Annotated in this window: 17 protein-coding genes and 1 pseudogene; 5 read left to right on the top strand and 13 right to left on the bottom strand. The window is 44.5% G+C overall.

Features of this window, described 5'->3' with window-relative positions; all coding sequences use genetic code 11:
• Window positions 1-14 precede the first annotated feature (14 nt).
• Together M1L62_RS00965 and M1L62_RS00970 are read left to right on the top strand one after the other, a co-directional pair.
• Window positions 15-770, top strand: coding sequence for an SDR family NAD(P)-dependent oxidoreductase (locus M1L62_RS00965; RefSeq protein ID WP_254411129.1), 756 nt, complete (start codon window positions 15-17; stop codon window positions 768-770).
• 26 nt (window positions 771-796) lie between these two features.
• On the top strand, window positions 797-1,567 hold the full coding sequence (locus M1L62_RS00970) for an SDR family oxidoreductase (RefSeq protein ID WP_254411130.1): 771 nt from the start codon (window positions 797-799) through the stop codon (window positions 1,565-1,567).
• 560 nt (window positions 1,568-2,127) lie between these two features.
• On the opposite strand, the gene M1L62_RS00975 is transcribed toward M1L62_RS00970, so the two are convergent.
• From M1L62_RS00975 to M1L62_RS01025, 11 genes and pseudogenes are all read right to left on the bottom strand, one after another.
• A complete protein-coding gene (locus tag M1L62_RS00975; protein WP_254411131.1) occupies window positions 2,128-2,400 on the bottom strand; it encodes a UBP-type zinc finger domain-containing protein in 273 nt (90 codons plus the stop codon).
• Complete coding sequence (locus tag M1L62_RS00980) at window positions 2,400-4,061, bottom strand: response regulator (RefSeq protein ID WP_254411132.1); 1,662 nt, start codon at window positions 4,059-4,061, stop codon at window positions 2,400-2,402. The genes M1L62_RS00975 and M1L62_RS00980 overlap by 1 nt, the downstream gene beginning before the upstream one ends.
• A gap of 33 nt (window positions 4,062-4,094) precedes the next feature.
• Complete coding sequence (locus M1L62_RS00985; protein ID WP_254411133.1) at window positions 4,095-5,513, bottom strand: sensor histidine kinase; 1,419 nt, start codon at window positions 5,511-5,513, stop codon at window positions 4,095-4,097.
• Window positions 5,514-5,653: 140 nt separating this feature from the next.
• Window positions 5,654-6,598, bottom strand: a complete 945-nt coding sequence (locus M1L62_RS00990) for an L-histidine N(alpha)-methyltransferase (protein ID WP_254411134.1) — start codon at window positions 6,596-6,598, stop codon at window positions 5,654-5,656.
• 85 nt (window positions 6,599-6,683) lie between these two features.
• Window positions 6,684-7,841 carry an ergothioneine biosynthesis protein EgtB gene (egtB, locus tag M1L62_RS00995; RefSeq protein WP_254411135.1) on the bottom strand — a complete coding sequence of 386 codons (1,158 nt, stop codon included), beginning with the start codon at window positions 7,839-7,841 and terminating at the stop codon, window positions 6,684-6,686.
• Window positions 7,822-9,402 (bottom strand): ABC transporter permease/substrate-binding protein, encoded by a 1,581-nt coding sequence (locus tag M1L62_RS01000; protein ID WP_254411136.1) that lies wholly within the window; start codon window positions 9,400-9,402, stop codon window positions 7,822-7,824. The genes egtB and M1L62_RS01000 overlap by 20 nt, the downstream gene beginning before the upstream one ends.
• Window positions 9,399-10,355, bottom strand: a complete 957-nt coding sequence (locus M1L62_RS01005; RefSeq protein WP_310589955.1) for an ABC transporter ATP-binding protein — start codon at window positions 10,353-10,355, stop codon at window positions 9,399-9,401. The genes M1L62_RS01000 and M1L62_RS01005 overlap by 4 nt, the downstream gene beginning before the upstream one ends.
• Window positions 10,356-10,427: 72 nt before the next feature.
• The gene (locus M1L62_RS29680; RefSeq protein ID WP_374760292.1) at window positions 10,428-10,763 is read right to left on the bottom strand and encodes an oxidoreductase dimerization domain-containing protein; all 336 of its coding nucleotides are present in this window, start codon (window positions 10,761-10,763) and stop codon (window positions 10,428-10,430) included.
• A gap of 135 nt (window positions 10,764-10,898) precedes the next feature.
• Window positions 10,899-11,809: pseudogene (locus tag M1L62_RS29685) on the bottom strand (FAD-dependent oxidoreductase); the annotation flags it as partial.
• Window positions 11,810-11,823: 14 nt separating this feature from the next.
• On the bottom strand, window positions 11,824-12,105 hold the full coding sequence (locus M1L62_RS01020) for a DUF427 domain-containing protein (protein ID WP_254411139.1): 282 nt from the start codon (window positions 12,103-12,105) through the stop codon (window positions 11,824-11,826).
• 186 nt (window positions 12,106-12,291) lie between these two features.
• Window positions 12,292-13,191 (bottom strand): glycerophosphodiester phosphodiesterase family protein, encoded by a 900-nt coding sequence (locus M1L62_RS01025; protein ID WP_254411140.1) that lies wholly within the window; start codon window positions 13,189-13,191, stop codon window positions 12,292-12,294.
• Between the two features lie 155 nt (window positions 13,192-13,346).
• Here M1L62_RS01025 and M1L62_RS01030 point away from each other — a divergent pair, with 155 nt between their 5' ends.
• Window positions 13,347-13,817: a hypothetical protein gene (locus tag M1L62_RS01030; protein WP_254411141.1), complete on the top strand. Its 471-nt coding sequence runs from the start codon at window positions 13,347-13,349 to the stop codon at window positions 13,815-13,817.
• 7 nt (window positions 13,818-13,824) lie between these two features.
• On the opposite strand, the gene M1L62_RS01035 is transcribed toward M1L62_RS01030, so the two are convergent.
• A complete protein-coding gene (locus M1L62_RS01035; RefSeq protein WP_254411142.1) occupies window positions 13,825-14,463 on the bottom strand; it encodes a 3-keto-disaccharide hydrolase in 639 nt (212 codons plus the stop codon).
• Between the two features lie 182 nt (window positions 14,464-14,645).
• A complete protein-coding gene (locus M1L62_RS01040) occupies window positions 14,646-14,888 on the bottom strand; it encodes a hypothetical protein (protein ID WP_254411143.1) in 243 nt (80 codons plus the stop codon).
• Between the two features lie 636 nt (window positions 14,889-15,524).
• Between M1L62_RS01040 and M1L62_RS01045 the strand changes: the two genes are divergently transcribed.
• Both M1L62_RS01045 and M1L62_RS01050 read left to right on the top strand, forming a co-directional pair.
• Window positions 15,525-15,818: an ArsR/SmtB family transcription factor gene (locus M1L62_RS01045; protein WP_254411144.1), complete on the top strand. Its 294-nt coding sequence runs from the start codon at window positions 15,525-15,527 to the stop codon at window positions 15,816-15,818.
• A 22-nt stretch (window positions 15,819-15,840) separates the two neighbouring features.
• On the top strand, window positions 15,841-16,941 hold the full coding sequence (locus tag M1L62_RS01050; protein ID WP_254411145.1) for an NADH:flavin oxidoreductase: 1,101 nt from the start codon (window positions 15,841-15,843) through the stop codon (window positions 16,939-16,941).
• Window positions 16,942-16,967: the final 26 nt, after the last annotated feature.

Consider the following 16,967-nt stretch of genomic DNA (forward strand, 5'->3'; position numbering starts at 1 on the left):
TAATTAGTCGAAAGATGAGCAAATTAGAGAATAAAGTAGCCATAGTTACAGGTGCATCAAAGGGAATAGGCGCAGCTATTGCTAAATATTTTGCGGCGGAAGGTGCAAAAGTCGTTGTGAATTATGCGTCAAGTAAACAAGACGCGGACAAAGTGGTACAGGCCATAACCGATAAAGGTGGCACAGCAATTTCAGTGCAGGGTGATGTATCCAAAGAAGCCGACGTAAACAGACTGTTTGAAGAGACAAAAAATGCGTTTGGCACTCTGGATATTATGGTAAACAATGCAGGCATTTATCAGTACGAACCAATTGAACAGGTCTCGGCGGAGTCTTTTCACCGGCAATTCAACATCAACGTTTTGGGGTCTTTGCTCACCATCCGGGCATCTGTAAAGCTGTTTGGCGATAGGGGTGGCAATATCATCAACATTAGTTCAGGCGCAAGTAATACACCGTTGCCGACCGGCTCTGTATACTCTGCAACCAAGGCAGCCTTAGATGCCATCACGATTTCTTTATCCAAGGAATTTAGTGGAAGAAATATCCGTATCAATTCTATTTTGCCAGGCGTAGTCGAAACGGAAGGCTCGCATAGTGCGGGTTTTATCGGCAGTGATTTTGAAGCAAAATTAGTTGCTAATACACCGCTTGGCCGTACCGGACAACCCGAAGATATTGCAAAAGTAGCCGTATTTCTGGCCTCCCAAGAGGCGGCCTGGATTACGGGAGAAAAAATTTCCGTGTCGGGAGGCATTTACGGTATTTAAATTTTCATGAATTTAAGATTAACAAAATGAGTAAGCTAAAAAATAAGGTGGCCGTCATTACAGGAGGTAATAGCGGTATTGGATTCGGCATTGCCGAAGCATTCAGAAACGAAGGGGCAGTCGGCACGATTACCGGAAGAAATAAGGCAACCCTGGACCGTTCTGTAAACGCGCTGGGTAATGCTTTCATCGGCATTGAAGGTGATGTTACAAATATTGATGATCTGGAAAATGTGTTCAGAAAAACCGCCGATCAATTTGGAAAAATTGACATATTGGTCGTAAATGCCGGCGGTATTGTGGACGGAGTTCCAATGGCTGACATAGACAATGTTACAGAGGAAAATTATGACCGCTATATGAATCTGAATTTGAAAAGTGCGTATTTCACTGTACAAAAATCACTTCCACATTTAAATGATGGCGCTTCCATCATACTTATCGGATCGAGCGCGGCACACCGTGCTGCACCGGGAATGGCCATTTATGCAGCAGCCAAAGCGGCTATCATATCCCTGGCCAAGGGCTTGTCGCTGGATTTGTTGCCAAGAAAAATTAGGGTTAATGCACTTTCCCCAGGTTCTATTGACACCCCTGTTTTTGAAAAAATTGTACCACAGCAGCAATTGGAACAGGTCAAACAACTCTGGATCGATATTACACCCGTGGGTAGACAAGGACTCCCGTCTGACATCGGAAATGCTGCTGTATTTTTAGCGTCGGATGATTCAGCTTTTATCGTTGGCACCGAAATTCTTTCCGACGGCGGTATGACCAATATCAGCCTGATGAAATAAATTTCATCAATAAATACATTTTCAATCAAGCAGGTACGGACGTTTGAAGAAATCAGCGAAGGTTTGTATCCTGCTTGACTACCCAGATAAAATAAGACATTTGATTTGAATTCGAAGTCGCTATTGTATCTGACGACTCTTACAATTTTAACAAAGATGTCGTAGAATCAATATCTGAAAGACTGAATTAGTGTTAAGATCTTACAGTAATATATCAGTAATAAGTCGTGAATTTCTGCCATTTCCATTAGAAAAAAATGAATTAGCACAAGATGGTGATGAAGTCTAGCAATTTCATCAGATGTATAAGTATTATTAACAATCCAAAAATTTACATCATCAAGGATGATTTCGTAGTTCAATACCTATATACATCCATCAGTCTGCAAGGCAACAAAAAAAACACCACAAATCATTCACTTACAGCATTTTACCGATAGCTTCGTAACCTTGAAATGATATACTTATTGGCAAAAACGACCGTTTAAAGTATGCTTTAAACGAAAAAAGCGCACCTGAGTGCGCTTCCAGTGATTCCAGCGGATAATGATCGCTTTTTGTTAATCGTACTCGACAAAAGATTCATCCTCGTAACACCACAACCAATTTTCACCGCGTTCAGCCGAGCTTACAACCGGATGCCCTGTGGCGTTATAATGTTTGGTCATGTGGGTTGACGGGGAAGAGTCACAGCAAAGTGTTACGCCGCAAGTCTGGCAGGTACGAAGATGTACCCATCTGCCTCCTGTTTTCACACATTCTTCGCACTCGTGTTTTTCAGCCGTCTTTACGTCAGTAATTGCACTGATGTGACTGCAAATCTGCTCTGCCATTATATTTCGCTTAAATATTGATGAACCAAACTGATTGACATAGAACCCTCTCCAACGGCAGAAGTAACCCTGTTCATCGCCCCGGCACGCACGTCACCTGCCGCAAAAATCCCCGGTGAACTTGTCTCCAAAAGATACGGGTCACGATCCACTTTCCAAACCTGTTTGAACTGGCTGTAACTGTTCATGTCACGCCCTGTTTCAATAAAGCCCTTACTGTTTTTAATGATTTCCAACCCAACCCAATCGGTATAAGGTTTGGCTCCGATAAAAATAAACAATGCGTCGGCCGGAACAGCACGCTGCTCGCTGGTATTTAAATCAACCAGTTTCAGCCCTTGCAAATGTTTGTCGCCACAGGCTTCCACAATTTCAGTACATCCCAGAATCTGCACATTTTCAGTCGCCGCAAGCTGGTCTATCAGATAGGACGACATCGAAGAAGTCAAATCATTTTTACGTATCACAATGTAGACATGCTTAGCAAATTTGGAAAGATACATAGCCGCCTGCCCGGCAGAATTTCCTCCTCCCAAAACATAAACCTCCTTATTACCACAAGAGGTCGCTTCCGTATTGGCAGCGCCATAATAAACGCCCTTGCCGGTAAATTCCTCGATGCCGTTCGTTTCCAGTTTACGATAATCCACGCCCGTGGTAATCACCACAGCCTTGGCATTTATTTCTGTATTGTCTTCCAGAACGATCGTTTTATACTTATCCTTAATTTTTATTTCCTTAACAGACTGAGGAGACAGAATTTCCGTCCCAAAACGGGTTGCCTGCGTCACCGCCCTTCGGGCCAGGTCTGCACCGCTCAAACCGGAAGGAAAGCCAAGATAATTCTCAATACGCGAGCTCGTACCGGCCTGTCCGCCCGGCGCTCTTCTTTCGATCAGCAGTGTGCTTAACCCTTCCGAAGCACCATACACCGAAGCCGCAAGTCCTGCCGGCCCTGCTCCGATGATGATCACATCATAAACCTGCTGTTTTACCGCAGCATTTAAGCCGATTTTAGTGGCAATATCAAGCACAGACGGGTTTTTAGCCAGCGATCCGTCTTCGAAAATAACAACAGGAAAATCGGCTGTTTCAAAATTATTGGTCGAGCAAATCTGTTTTCCCTGTTCACTGGACTCGATATCCATCCAGTTATAAGGGATCAGGTTTCCATATAAAAAGTCCTTGATCTGATGCGATTTCGGTGAAAACTGATAACCCAGGACTTTAATCCCTTTAAAATCCGGACGGTAGCCAGCCTGCCAGTCATTAAGCAAATCATCGATTGCCGGGTAGAGTTTTTCTTCCGGCGGATCCCATGGTTTCATCAGATAATAATCCAGACGAACGTCATTAATTGCCTTGATGGCCGCATCCGTATCCGAGTATGCTGTCAGTAAAACGCGCTTCGCGTCCGGAAAAAGTTCTCTGGCCTTTTGCAGAAAGTCCACGCCCTGCATTTCGGGCATCCGCTGGTCAGATATAAAAATGGCTACTTCTTCTCCTTTATTTTGAAGATCCAGCAAACTTTCCAGCGCTTCCTTCACAGAAGAAGTACTGAGAACGCGGTAATGATCCCTATACTTCGATTTAAGGTCGCGGGTGATGGCCCTCAATACCTGCGCATCATCATCAATTGAAAAAATAATTGGCAACCCCATGATTGTTTTTTTAGTTAACTATTCAAATACAACTTACCCCTTGATTGGAAAGCAAACCACGAACTCGGTCCTGCCCGGCTCCGAATTAACGCTTATTGTTCCCTTATGCTGTTTTACGATGCGGGAAACCACATCCAGCCCCAAACCGGTCCCCTCCCCGATTTTTTTTGTGGTGAAAAAAGGATCAAATATTTTTTTACGGATCTCATCGGGAATACCCACGCCGTTATCAATCACGGAAACACAAACGAATTCTCTGTCGCGCCTTGTTTTTAGCGTCAGCTCCGGGTTTTCGCGGCCTTCCAAAGCATCCGTAGCATTATCGATCAGATTGGTCCATACCTGATTGAGCTCGCCGATCATCGCTTTCACAGGCGGCAGCGTTTCATCATAATCTTCAACGACGGTAATATTTCCTTTTTTGATCTTGTGATTGAGCATGATCATCGTATTCCTGATCCCGATGCGGATGTCAGCAAAGATCTTGTCGCCGCCGCCATCCATGTGGGTAAAGGTTTTTACCGAATTGACCAGCTCGGAGATTCTTTTAGAGGCCAGTCCGATTTCAGAAACCATCCGCTCCGTTGTAAAACTGTTGTTGATCCAGATCAGCAGCGGAGACAATTTCCCTGCCGGTATATAGCTTTTTATTTCTTCCAGATCCTCAATCGAAAGACCGAATTCCACAAAATTTTCGGCCATATCATATACATTTTTGATTCCTTCCTGAGCGTCCAGCCAGTCGGTGATTTCATCTTCCTTGTCAGCACGCTCCATCATGGTCAGCGCCGGGCGCTCCTTATTTTCAAGGGCCTTATGGATTTTTGCATTTACACTCTCGACGTCAGCGGTATCAAGTCTGATTGATATAAGCTGTTTGAAGGCATCCGGCAGACACTGCAAATGCTTTTCCAGCGAAACAGAACCTCTGACAATAGCTGCCGCGGGATTATTAAGCTCATGGGCAAGTCCGGCTGAAAGCTTTCCCAGTGCCATCATTTTTTCGCTCTGCTGCTCTCTTTCCGTAAATTCCCTGATCCGCGAAGCCATGACGTGAACAAAAACCTGCGTCAGTTCATAGTTAAGCTGAATCAGATTTCTCAACTTTTCTCTGGGCAAAGAAATCACCTCGGTTTCTTCCCGGCACATCGCATTGGCCAAAATGGTTTTAGCCCTCGAAAAGGGTAAAAGTCCCGTAATGCCGCCTGCCTCCAAATCGGCTATCAACAGTTTTTCATTATTCTGAAGCCGGTAAAACTCCACCCTGCCGCGAATGATGATGTGCGTGTGGACGATCGGATCGTTGGCTTTTGCAAAAAAATCGCCCTCGGCAAAAATCCTGTGCTCGCTTTCATCAATAAACCATTGCAGCTGTTCTTCCGGTACTTCCTTTAAAACTTCAATGTTTTTCAAATCTTCAACCGTAACCGGTTTTATGGCGACTTCCCTCATGACAATCGTTTTTTAGGATCTGGTTTATCGGATGTTCTCAATAAAACGCCGGACGGCAATTCCTCAGACGTAGTTATTATAAGCTAAATTAGTGAAAATTCGCGGGCTATTGTTGCAGACGTGCTGGCCAAATCAATAAGTCAGTCCTTGACCCACAAACTGTCCGTGAAATAATGCTTGCAATCCATGAAATTCTCGATCAGCCTGAATCCGCTTACTTTGGCAAGCATTTCAATTTCCGAAAACGTGTATTTTTTGGATAATTCAGTCCAGATCAATTCATTCTGCCGAAACGAGTAACATTTATCAGTGGCATTCAAATGCACGTCCTGCTGTTTCAAACTGACCAGATAACTGCGCACTTCCCCGTTGACCGGGTTGTAATGCGAGTAAAAATCAAAAAACTCTTTCTTAAAATTGCCGCCAAGTTCGCGGTTGATCCTTTGGAGCAAATTCATGTTGAAAGCTTTGGTAATGCCCTGGCTGTCGTCATAGGCGTTACGGATCGTGGCGGGGTTCTTCTGCAAATCAAAACCGATCAGCAACTTATCTCCCTTGCGCATGTGGCTGTTAAACTGCCCCAGCAACTCATTGGCTTCGGGATCGGTGTAATTGCCGATATTACTTCCCAGAAATAAAAACAAACCCGGCTTTTTAAACATCGCCAGTTCCTCGACCATTGAAAAATAATTTCCCACCAGCGATTTTATTTTCAGGCCTGGCAGGTGGCTGATCATGTTCGCTTCGAGCTCATCAATGGCTTTTTGCGAAATATCAATCGGCACATAGGTAAAATCAACCTTTTTCTCGATCAGCTTTTTTAATAACTGACGCGTTTTCATGCCGTCTCCCGCGCCAAATTCGATGATATTAAACGGCTCATGAAAATCAAGTTTTTGAATAATATCCTCCCTGTGAACCGATAAAATTTCAAACTCGCAGGGCGTCGGGTAATATTCAGGCATTTTCATAATATCCTGAAAGATCACGCTGCCGATGTCATCGTAAAAATATTTGGACGAAATATGTTTAAAGGGAGCCCGAAGCCCCTGATCTATATCCTTTGCAAAAGTCTCGTTAGTCATTGGGTAGTAAGTTTAAAGGACTGCCGATAGCCGGCTTTCAGCTGTCGGCAATCAGACATCAGGTTTCACAGTTGATAGCCGATAGCTATTTCACCAACCTGATTCCGGTGTATTGCCAGCGTTCGTTGGTGTGGAAAAAATTACGGTAAGTATGTCTGCTGTGCTCGGGTGATGTAGCTACGGAAGCACCTCTGAGCACCATGGTGTTAATCATAAACTTGCCATTGTACTCCCCTACCGCGCCTTTCGCTTTTGTAAAATTGGGGTACGGCAGATAGGCGCTATTGGTCCATTCCCAGCGTTTTCCCCAGGAAAAATGATAAGAGGCAATCTCCCATTCAAATTCCGTTGGCAGGCGCATTTCCTTCCATTGTGCATAAGCGGCCGCTTCAAAAAAGCTGATATGGCTCAAAATTGCCTTCGGATTCACTTTTTGCAAACCTGCCAGGGTAAAATAGTGCCATTGACCGTCAATCTTGTGCCAGTACATCGGCCCCTTCAGGTTGTTTTCATTCACCCAGGACCAGCCTTCATCCAGCCAAAGATTAAAATCCTGATAACCGCCCGCCTCCATGAACGCCATATATTCCTCATTGGTAACAAGCGCCTTGCTGATTTCAAAATCCTGTGCATAAACCTTGTGACGCCCCAATTCATTATCAAAGCAGAAGCCCTCACCCTGATGCCCTATTTCGTAAACTCCCTCGGAAATCTGTACAAAACCGGTTTCATCGTTGAGGTCATCAACCAGATTATGGTCTGGCTCGTAAACCGGAAACGCAGGGTTATGCCCCAGAATATACTTGATATCTGTGATCAGCAATTCCTGATGCTGCTGCTCGTGATGCAGTCCCAGCTCAATCATCAACAGCGCCTTTTCATCTGATAAGGTCGCCAGCAAAATGTTCATATGCTCATCCACATATTGGCGGTAAGCATACACATAACTAACCTTGGGGCGCGTAATATTTCCCCTGTCGGTGCGCAAAACGCGGTCGCCGACATTGTTGTAATAACTGTTGAACAAGTAGTTGAAACTCTGGTCAAAAACCTGGTAATCCGTCAGGTAATTTTTTAAAATAAAGGTTTCAAAAAACCATGTAGAATGGGCCAGATGCCATTTGGGCGGACTTACAAACGGGACCGGCTGCGGCACATAATCTTCCGTTTCGAGAGGTTGACAAATCTGTTCAGTATACTTTCTGACAAGGTTATATCTTTCTCTAATGTTGGTGGTTTTCATTAGACAAATAACTTTTTAAATCTGAAATAGTCTTAATACTCAATGACTGTGCCTGAGCCCGGCGCATCATCAAGGCATATGCGTTATTAAAGCCAATGGGTTTTAGCCAGCTTAATTGATACTGATCAGAAAACCGCTTTTGAACAAAATCAAACACTTTATTGCGGTCCGAAATAATCGGATCAAGCGTTTTTTTGTCCGGTTTTAAGATCACCAGAAGGCCGGTACCAGTGTATTCGGGGTACATGTCAATCTCGTTATTGGTTAATGCATCAAAACAGATTTTTGTTCCGCCGAGCCCTGTCCTTGTCACAACTTTTAAATTCGTATTGCCTTCGATCAGCATTTTATAGATATTGATCAGGATATACTGTTCTGCAAAAATCTTCGATCCCAATCGGATTATGCCTTCTGACGCCCCACTTTGCGGCTTTTTGTAAAGCCCTTTTGCCATCATAAAATCCAGCGCAACTTTTTCGGGAAGCTGTTTTTCATAATCGACGCGGTAATTAAGCTCAGTCATTACAGAGTCGTTGATCAGGTCCGAAAGCAGTTCAAGTGTTGGCTTTAACTGCGGATATTTAGCCAGCACATCTTGCCTGACCAGCGGCGCGGCGTAATAGGGGGGAAAAATCGTCTTGTCATCTTCAAGCGTCACCAGATCATAAGCTTTCAGGCGCCCGTCGGTACTATAACCGCTGATGACATCCAGCTTTTGTTCAAATGCAGCCTTATACATGACCGCATCGCTGATCACAACCGTGGGGATATTGAGCCTGTATTTTGACTTCAATCCCAGATAACCGTCCTGACGTCCCATAAACTCGGGGGTAAAACCGGCCAGTATTTTCTCCTGCGTGTAGGGAATAATATAGAATGAAGATAACAATAACAGCAAAACAGGCAGAATAACCGCCACTTTCCGCATACGTTTTAACCTGGCTTTCTGAAATAGGGAAAGCAAAAAATCCAGCAGAATCGCCAATAACGCAGCCGGAATGGCTCCTGCCAGAATCATGTTCGTGTTGTTCAGCGCGATACCGCCGAAGATAAATTCACCCAGCCCGCCCGCCGCAATGTAGGCAGCCAGCGTTGCCACACCAACGTTAATGACCGTCGCCGTTCTGATACCCGCCAGAATGACAGGCATGGCCAGCGGCAGCTGAACGCTCAGCAAAATCTGCCATTTATTCATCCCCATCGCTACGGCAGACTCTGTCACGGCAGGATCCACCCCGGTAATTCCGGTGTAAGTATTTCGGATCACGGGCAGCAGTGCATAAAGAAAAAGCGCTGCAATTGCCGGCAAAGCACCTATCCCCAGAAGCGGGATCATGAAACCCAGCAAAGCAATGCTCGGAATCGTCTGCAAAACGCCCGCAATACCCAATACCACCCAGGCAGCCCGTTTTCTTTCCGCAATCCAGATGCCAAGCGGAAGACCTATGGCTACGGCAATCACCAGCGATATACAGGTCAGACCAATATGCGCGATGGTTTGGTCCAGCAGTTTATCCGACTGCTGGACCATAAACTGCCATAAACTCTGCTGCTCGCTCATGGATTTCTTTTCATTTCAAGATAAACAGACTGAATGGTCTGTATGGTAATTTCCTTAACAGCACTATTATCTGCATGGCCAACCAGCAGCTTTTCCTGCTTTTTCTCCGAGAGCAGCTCCATCCCTTCCCACAGACTCTGAATACTGTTTAAGTCAGCTTCCAGTCCGGATGGTGCGTCTGGCAACCGGTGCCAGATATCTTCAAATTTAAGCGAACTCAATTCCAGTTGCAGACGCTGATGACTAAGAAAATTTCTTACAAAATCGCTTGCCGGACGAAAGATCAGATCCTTTGGCGTGCCTGTCTGAATAATTTTTCCCTGATCCATCAGACAAATCTGGTCGCCGAGCTCAAATGCTTCCTGCACATCATGCGTCACAAGCACAATCGTTTTACTTTTTAACTCAGGCAGTTCCAAAAATTCTTTTCGCACGCCCGCTCTGGTGATTGGATCCAGCGCCCCGAAAGGTTCATCCATCAGCAGAACCGGCGGATCTGCGGCCAAAGCGCGCGCCAGTGCAACGCGCTGCTTTTGTCCTCCGCTTAATTCGTCAGGATATTTACCGGCGTACTCCCCCGCAGGAAGTTTAAGCTGCTTTAACAAGTCATGAGATCTTTGCGAGATTTTGTTTTTGTCCCAGCCTGTTAATTTGGGAACAATGGCAATATTTTCAGCCACCGTGTAATGCGGAAAAAGTCCGTTATTTTGAGATACGTACCCGATACTGCGCCTGAGTATTTCCGGTTTTAAGGAAAAAATATCTTCTCCATTGATGTGCACAGAACCCGATGAAGGCTGAATTAACCGGTTTAACATTTTCAGGGTAGTGGTTTTGCCACATCCGCTCGTGCCAAGTAATACCAGCGTCTGCCCTTCGTTCACCTGAAAGCAAACGTCTTTTACTGCCTGAATTCCATTAAAATCTTTACTGATATTGTTGGCAATGATCATCGGGGTCCGTCTGGGTTATTATCATGTTAAGCAAAACAAATCATCGCCTCAACCCCTTCGCACCTTGTAAATTTACTTGTCGAGTGTCATAAACAAATTATTGAGCGATTCTGCATAGGTCGGGTGCGCAAATACACCTTCCTTGATTTGCTGATAAGTAATACCACCCATCATCGCCATTTGCAAAATCGTCACGATTTCTCCTCCCTGCTCGGCCAGTACCGTAGCGCCGAGAATCTTCCCTGTCTTTTTATCAATAACCGCCTTCATCATCCCGCGCGTATCTGCGGTTTCGATGGATCTGGCCACACTGGTATTGGATATTTTGGCAACGATAACATCCAGGCCCTCTTCCTTTGCCTGTTGCTCGGTCATTCCAACACGGCCCAGTTGCGGGTCAATAAACATGCAATAGGGAACAATCCGGTTGGTGATCGAGGCTTTACCTTTTTCCAAAAGGTTGGTTCGGATCACACGGTAGTCATCGTATGCAATATGCGTGAAAGCCGGTCCGCCTTTTACATCACCAAGTGCATAAATGCCTTCAACAGAAGTTTCCAGCCTTCCGTTCACCCGGATATACCCCTTTTCGTCCATCTTCACGCCTGCCACACCCAGTCGCAGGTCGTCCGTCTGAGGTATTCTGCCAGCCGCAACGAGCACATGAGAGCCGGAAATCGTTTTTGATTTGCCTTTAACTTGCAGCGAAACGGTTATTCCCTTATCTGTTTTCTTAAAGGCCTGCACCTCACAACCGGTGATAATCTCGATGTTTTCTTCCGAAAAAATATCCATAACCTGCTCTGCAATATCCTCATCTTCCTTATGCAGAATACGCTCCGAGCGTTCCAGAATCGTGACTTTACTACCGAACCTGCGAAACATCTGCCCGAATTCCAGGGCAATGTAACCACTACCCAACACCAGCAAGTGTTCGGGAATTTCTTCCAGTTCCATGATGGTGGTTGATGTCAGATAACCTGTTTCGCGGATCCCGTCAATATCGGGAATCGCCGTTTTTCTCCTGTGTTCAGAAAAAACTTGTCGGCCTGAAGAACCTGTTCTCCGCCATCATTAAGCTTCACAGTGATCTGCTTTTCCGCTGAAAAATAGGCCGATCCGTAAATAAGATCCAGGTTGTCTGTTTCCAAAATTCCCTTCTCGGAATTTCCGCGCATTCTTTGAACAATGGCTTCCTTCCGCGCAAGGATCTCGTCCAGATCAACGGTATAACTCCCGACATGAATACCAAGTTTATCGCTGTTGGCTACCGACCAGGCAAGTTTTGCAGAAGCCACCATCGCTTTTGTTGGTGAGCAGCCATCATTAACACAGGTACCACCCACCCATCTTTTTTCGATAAGCGCTGTTTTGTAGCCTGCTTTGGCAAGTCTTTTTGACAGCGGTGTGCCTGCCTGGCCGGAGCCAATTACAATAGCGTCGTACTTTTTCATATCGGGATCGTTAATCAGGACTGTATCTGAACGCCTTTCCAGAAGGCAACATAATTTTTAATATTTTCGGCAGCTTCCTTGGGTTGAGGATAATACCATGCCGCATCCGCATTCGAGCTACCGTCTACTTCCAATGTGTAATAGGAAGCCTCGCCTTTCCAGGGACATGTTGTAGACTTGCTCGAAGGAATAAGATAGGCCTCGTTTACAGATTCGAGGGGAAAATAATGGTTGTTTTCTACCACAACGGTGTTACTGCTTTCGGCGATCACCTGATCGTTCCAGATTGCTTTCATAAAATTGGTTTAGATAAGTATTAAAATCAGGTAACAACAATTCTTTCGATAACATTAAAATTGTGCCCGATAAAATAAAAGCCGGCGAGTTCATAAAACTCACCGGCGGTAGTAATAATTTATCAGAAGACTTCGGCAGTCGGCTTTCGGCGATCGGTTTAGCGCGGAATTTCTGCTTTGTGCTTACTATTTCTGGTAGCTGCCAAAGAGGCGGATCATGCGGTCGGGCTGGTTGGTGATGATCCCGTCCACGCCATAAGCGGCCAGCTGTTTCATATCCTTTTCTTCATCTACCGTCCAGGGTAAAACCTGCACGCCGTTGTCATGTGCCTGCTTAACCAACTCCTCATTGACAAGCGTATAATATGGACTGTATATATCAGGCTTGAAGCCCAGTTTTTTAAGGTTGTCATCAAAACTGTCCTTATTCATGATCAGTAACGCCAACTTCACCTTTGCTTTTTCCTTATGTAAAACCTGCAACGTGCGGATGTCAAACGACTGGATTGTAGTCCTGTCGGTCACTTTTTTCTTTTTGATTACCTCCGTCACCAGAGAAACAAAAACATCAGGCGCGGGGTTGAAAATGCCGTCTCCCTGTGGAGATATTTTCGTTTCCATGTTGTAAAACACCGGTTTCAGCTTATTTTTTCTGACATAAGTTTCCACACTGTCAATCAGATCTGCCAGCAATGGTTTGTAGGTTTTCATTTTTTTCTGCTCGGCAAAACGCGGATGCGGCTTGCTTCCCCCATCAAATTTCCGAATGCTGTCGTAGGGCATTTTATATAAGGCAAAACTTTTCTCCTGATCTTTGGCAATCACCGACCCGTCCGGTCTGAGCATAAATTCCGATGACATGTAAGCGTCATGAGAAACGACCACTTTCCCGTCTGCCGAGATCACGCAGTCAAGTTCCAAAGTCCTCGCGCCAAGTTTTACAGCATTGATCATCGCGGCCACGGTATTTTCAGGATAAAGCGCCATGCCTCCCCGGTGCGCCTGAACTTCGGGTTTCTGCTGGGCAAAACCCTTAGCGGCCAAAATTAAACTGCCGGCCAAAACGGCCAGAAAAATAGATTTCATAAGCTTGTAATTGAAATTAGCCGGCAATTTTTGATTTTAAATTGACAATCGTGATTTTTGAACCGTTATCAAATTGTTAGCAAATAATGGCTTTTGGCATTTCTGACATAAAAGCGGTTATTTGTCCTGAACCCCGTATAAAACCATCGAAATATATGTATTTACCGAAAATTCTTACGTTCGTACTGATCTTGTCAACGGCTTTAATGGCATGTAATAAAACGGCGAAAGATCCCGTGGAAGCGTCAGAGAAACTAACAGGCAATCCCAAATGGTTTATTGATGAGATTTACGCCAACGATGCACCGGTTTTCAAGGATGGAAAACTGATCGAACAGTTTGGCGGCATCAGCTTTGAGCGCTATATGGAAACCGTGAGTTTTACCAAAGACGGATCATTCTCTGGTTATTTCATTGGCGATTCCAAACCAATGCTCCTGAAATGGCGGGTAAATCCGAAGAATATCACCGTATTCTCGGCTGATACTGCCGCGGCAAAAGGCGGAGAATGGAACATTGATCCAAAAGATGTTTCAGACGAATCTTTCAGCATGAAAACGCAGAGCACCGCCTACAACTATCCGCAGATGACAAAAGTGGAGCTAAAATTCAAAAAGCAGAAATAGCGTAAAATTACAATTCCTGTAAAACAATATCTTTGTAGGCAACCTGCGCCTTTCCACCGCCATGGATCTGCAACCCGATCAACCCTTTTTGAGGAATCGACTGATCGGATTCAGTATAATCTACGGTCTGCCGGCCATTAAGCGAAATACGAATGCGGCGGTTTTCGCATCTGACCTCGTAATCATTCCAGTCTCCGGTTTTCAGTATTTTTTTGATCAGCATAGAATCCGGACTCACCAAGGTTTTGTTTCTTCTGGATTCGTCATAAAGGCTCGCCCAGTAACCATCTCCCAGGTCTGCCTGGTAGCCAATCATCTCGTAATCAGGTTTTGCAGCCCTCACGCTTCTGAACTGCACACCGGTGTTAATAAAACCTTCCGTACCCGAAAGTTTGAATTTTAATCGGATTACAAAATTGTCGTAGGTTTTTGTAGTGCACAAAAAATAGTTATGATCTACCTTTTCCCGTAGCGATCCGCCTGTAATGGCTCCGTCTTCAATGCGCCAGGTTTTGACGGTGTCCCCTTCCCAACCGTGAAAGTTTTTACCATTAAAAAGAACTTCCTCCCTTTTTACGGACAAAGAAATACAGGCAGACAGGATTGAAAAGCAGAGAACAGAAAGGACAGGCAGTTTTTTGCGCATGGCTTTGAAGTGTTAGGTACTTCATTTTAAAAGCCATGAGAACTTTAATTTTACCGCACAAAAAGTAAAAATGTACGTGCGCTTCGCTATTGGGCATAAAACAAAAAAAGGAAGATACGATCCCCCTTTTTTCACCCCGCCAATAAAAGCCTCCTTCTCCGGAGGCCCCCGCTTAATTCAAATTATTTCTTAGAATCACTTTTCAATTTTAGCTCTACAATGCTTGCTTTTTGAGGAGCAGTGTAATTCTGAGTTTTTGTAACGGTTGCTTTTTGAGGAGCAGGTGTTTCCAAAACTGTTACTGAAACAGGAAGAGATTTGTTGATTGAAGAAACGATTGCTTTATCTTCTGTATTAGCAGTTGCGTAAGTAGAAATGGTCATTGCAATCATAGCACCGGCCAAAATGTTCATTGTATTTTTCATTGTTGTGTTTGTTTTTGTTTTTGTATTGTTTCAACTCTTATTTCGAGTACAAATATAATACAATATTCCGAATACAAACGTTCAGCGCACATTAAAACAAAATTATATTCCGGGAAAACCGTCAATTTAAGCCTCAAAACCAAAGCATTAGAATTATACATAATTGTATTATACCAATAAATTGACTTATTTTTAGTTAATAAATCTTGATTTTTTCATATCATCATATTTCGTCTTTAATTCGTTTGCATATCAGTTACATTTCGTCACCGGTAATAACCAATGAACATTTTAGTTTTGAACTGATTTTCAGAATTTTCTATGGCGTGTGGATTTTCAGAATTTCAAATCCAAAATTATTTTTAAAAAATTTTAAAAATAATTGAAAATAAATGGCGCGGACTTATTTAACGGCTATAAAAAAGCATGTTAACACCTGATTTCTCATAATACATAGGCAAATATCTTTGGTTGAAAAGCGGTGAATGAGGAGAAAATCCAGACTTATCTACCCTGTTAACCGGCTGTTTTCTTTTCAACGTATTAATTTTTTCTTATCCCGCCACGGAACTTTTCAGAATATTAGCCATGTTCATTGGAATATCGAGAAGTCTCGATATTCCAATATTCAGCAATATGGACCAGATTGAAATTTTCAAGGCCCTTTCCAATAAGTCCAGGTTGCAGATCCTGAACTGGCTTAAAAATCCTGAACTGCATTTCGCGGCAGAGCACCGTAACGAGGCGGGTGTTTGCGTGGGCATGATCCAGGAAAAAGCAGGACTGACTCAGTCGACAGTTTCCGAGTATTTAACCATACTGAAAAAAGCCGGACTGATCGAAGCCACCCGCATTGGACAGTGGACCTATTACAAAAGGAACGACGAGGCATTTGCTGCACTCAGCAAAATGATCGAAACCGAAATCTAGTATTATTATTAACCTTACATATATGAGTTCTGAACAATTATTCAAGCCGTTTAGCTTGAAATCACTTAATATTAAAAACAGGATCGTTATGGCCCCCATGACGCGGTCATTTTCACCAGATGGCGTTCCGACAGAAGAAGTAGCGTCGTATTATAGTCGCAGGGCAGCCGGGCAGGTTGGTTTGATCTTATCCGAAGGAACTGTCATTGACAGGCCTTCATCCTCCAATGATGCCAATGTTCCGCATTTTCATGGTGAAAAAGCGCTGGAAGGCTGGAAAAAAGTAATTGACGATGTTCACGCAGAAGGCGGTAGCATGGGCCCGCAGATCTGGCATATGGGTGTGATGTACAACCACCACAGCGGATGGACACCAGCGGTTCCTTTCGAGGGACCTTCTGAATACAACAATCCTAACCTGGCTAATGGGCGGGCTATGACCGAAACGGATATACAGGATACAATTCTTGCTTTTGGACGCGCCGCAGCAGATGCGAAACGTCTGGGTTTTGATTGCGTTGAAATTCACGGGGCGCATGGTTATCTGATCGACCAGTTCTTCTGGGAAGCGACTAACAATCGTACCGATCAGTATGGTGGCAAAACGATAGCTGAGCGCAGCCGTTTTGCGATTGAAGTGATCAAAGAAGTAAGAAAACAAGTGGGTGAAGACTTCACCATCATCATGCGTTTGTCTCAATGGAAACCGGCCGACTATGATTTCAAACTAACCAAAACGCCCGAAGAAATGGCCTCATGGCTGGTTCCTATGGCAGAAGCGGGCGTGGATATTTTCCACTGTTCACAGCGCCGTTTCTGGGAGCCGGAATTCGAAGGCTCAGACCTTAACTTTGCCGGCTGGGCTAAAAAACTAACGGGTAAAGCAACAATCACCGTTGGCTCGGTGGGTTTGAACGGAGAATTCCTGGCCGCTTTTGCAGGAGAAAGCTCTCAGCCAAGCTCGCTAGACGAACTAATACGCCGCTTCGACCGTGGTGACTTCGACCTTGTAGCTGTGGGTCGCCCAATCCTGGCCGATCCTAACTGGGTTAAAAAAATCCATGACAATAAAACCGAAGAACTTGTTGGTTTCTCCAAAGAAGCACTCGGCGCATTGCTCTAATATAAATCCCTCAACGGTTTTGGTGG

Origin of the sequence: Dyadobacter diqingensis (assembly GCF_024220585.1) — a bacterium.
In the GTDB taxonomy this organism is placed as follows: Bacteria; Bacteroidota; Bacteroidia; order Cytophagales; family Spirosomataceae; genus Dyadobacter; species Dyadobacter diqingensis.

Coding starts and splice junctions, on each gene's coding strand:
- M1L62_RS01030 (WP_254411141.1), top strand. CDS start 13,347: ATGTATTTACCGAAAATTCTTACGTTCGTACTGATCTTGTCAACGGCT.
- M1L62_RS01050 (WP_254411145.1), top strand. CDS start 15,841: ATGAGTTCTGAACAATTATTCAAGCCGTTTAGCTTGAAATCACTTAAT.
- M1L62_RS01040 (WP_254411143.1), bottom strand. CDS start 14,888: ATGAAAAATACAATGAACATTTTGGCCGGTGCTATGATTGCAATGACC.
- M1L62_RS00980 (WP_254411132.1), bottom strand. CDS start 4,061: ATGGGGTTGCCAATTATTTTTTCAATTGATGATGATGCGCAGGTATTG.
- M1L62_RS00985 (WP_254411133.1), bottom strand. CDS start 5,513: ATGAGGGAAGTCGCCATAAAACCGGTTACGGTTGAAGATTTGAAAAAC.
- M1L62_RS01025 (WP_254411140.1), bottom strand. CDS start 13,191: ATGAAATCTATTTTTCTGGCCGTTTTGGCCGGCAGTTTAATTTTGGCC.
- M1L62_RS29680 (WP_374760292.1), bottom strand. CDS start 10,763: ATGTTTATTGACCCGCAACTGGGCCGTGTTGGAATGACCGAGCAACAG.
- M1L62_RS00970 (WP_254411130.1), top strand. CDS start 797: ATGAGTAAGCTAAAAAATAAGGTGGCCGTCATTACAGGAGGTAATAGC.
- M1L62_RS00975 (WP_254411131.1), bottom strand. CDS start 2,400: ATGGCAGAGCAGATTTGCAGTCACATCAGTGCAATTACTGACGTAAAG.
- M1L62_RS00965 (WP_254411129.1), top strand. CDS start 15: ATGAGCAAATTAGAGAATAAAGTAGCCATAGTTACAGGTGCATCAAAG.
- M1L62_RS01000 (WP_254411136.1), bottom strand. CDS start 9,402: ATGAGCGAGCAGCAGAGTTTATGGCAGTTTATGGTCCAGCAGTCGGAT.
- M1L62_RS01035 (WP_254411142.1), bottom strand. CDS start 14,463: ATGCGCAAAAAACTGCCTGTCCTTTCTGTTCTCTGCTTTTCAATCCTG.
- M1L62_RS01045 (WP_254411144.1), top strand. CDS start 15,525: ATGGACCAGATTGAAATTTTCAAGGCCCTTTCCAATAAGTCCAGGTTG.
- M1L62_RS01020 (WP_254411139.1), bottom strand. CDS start 12,105: ATGAAAGCAATCTGGAACGATCAGGTGATCGCCGAAAGCAGTAACACC.
- egtB (WP_254411135.1), bottom strand. CDS start 7,841: ATGAAAACCACCAACATTAGAGAAAGATATAACCTTGTCAGAAAGTAT.
- M1L62_RS00990 (WP_254411134.1), bottom strand. CDS start 6,598: ATGACTAACGAGACTTTTGCAAAGGATATAGATCAGGGGCTTCGGGCT.
- M1L62_RS01005 (WP_310589955.1), bottom strand. CDS start 10,355: ATGATCATTGCCAACAATATCAGTAAAGATTTTAATGGAATTCAGGCA.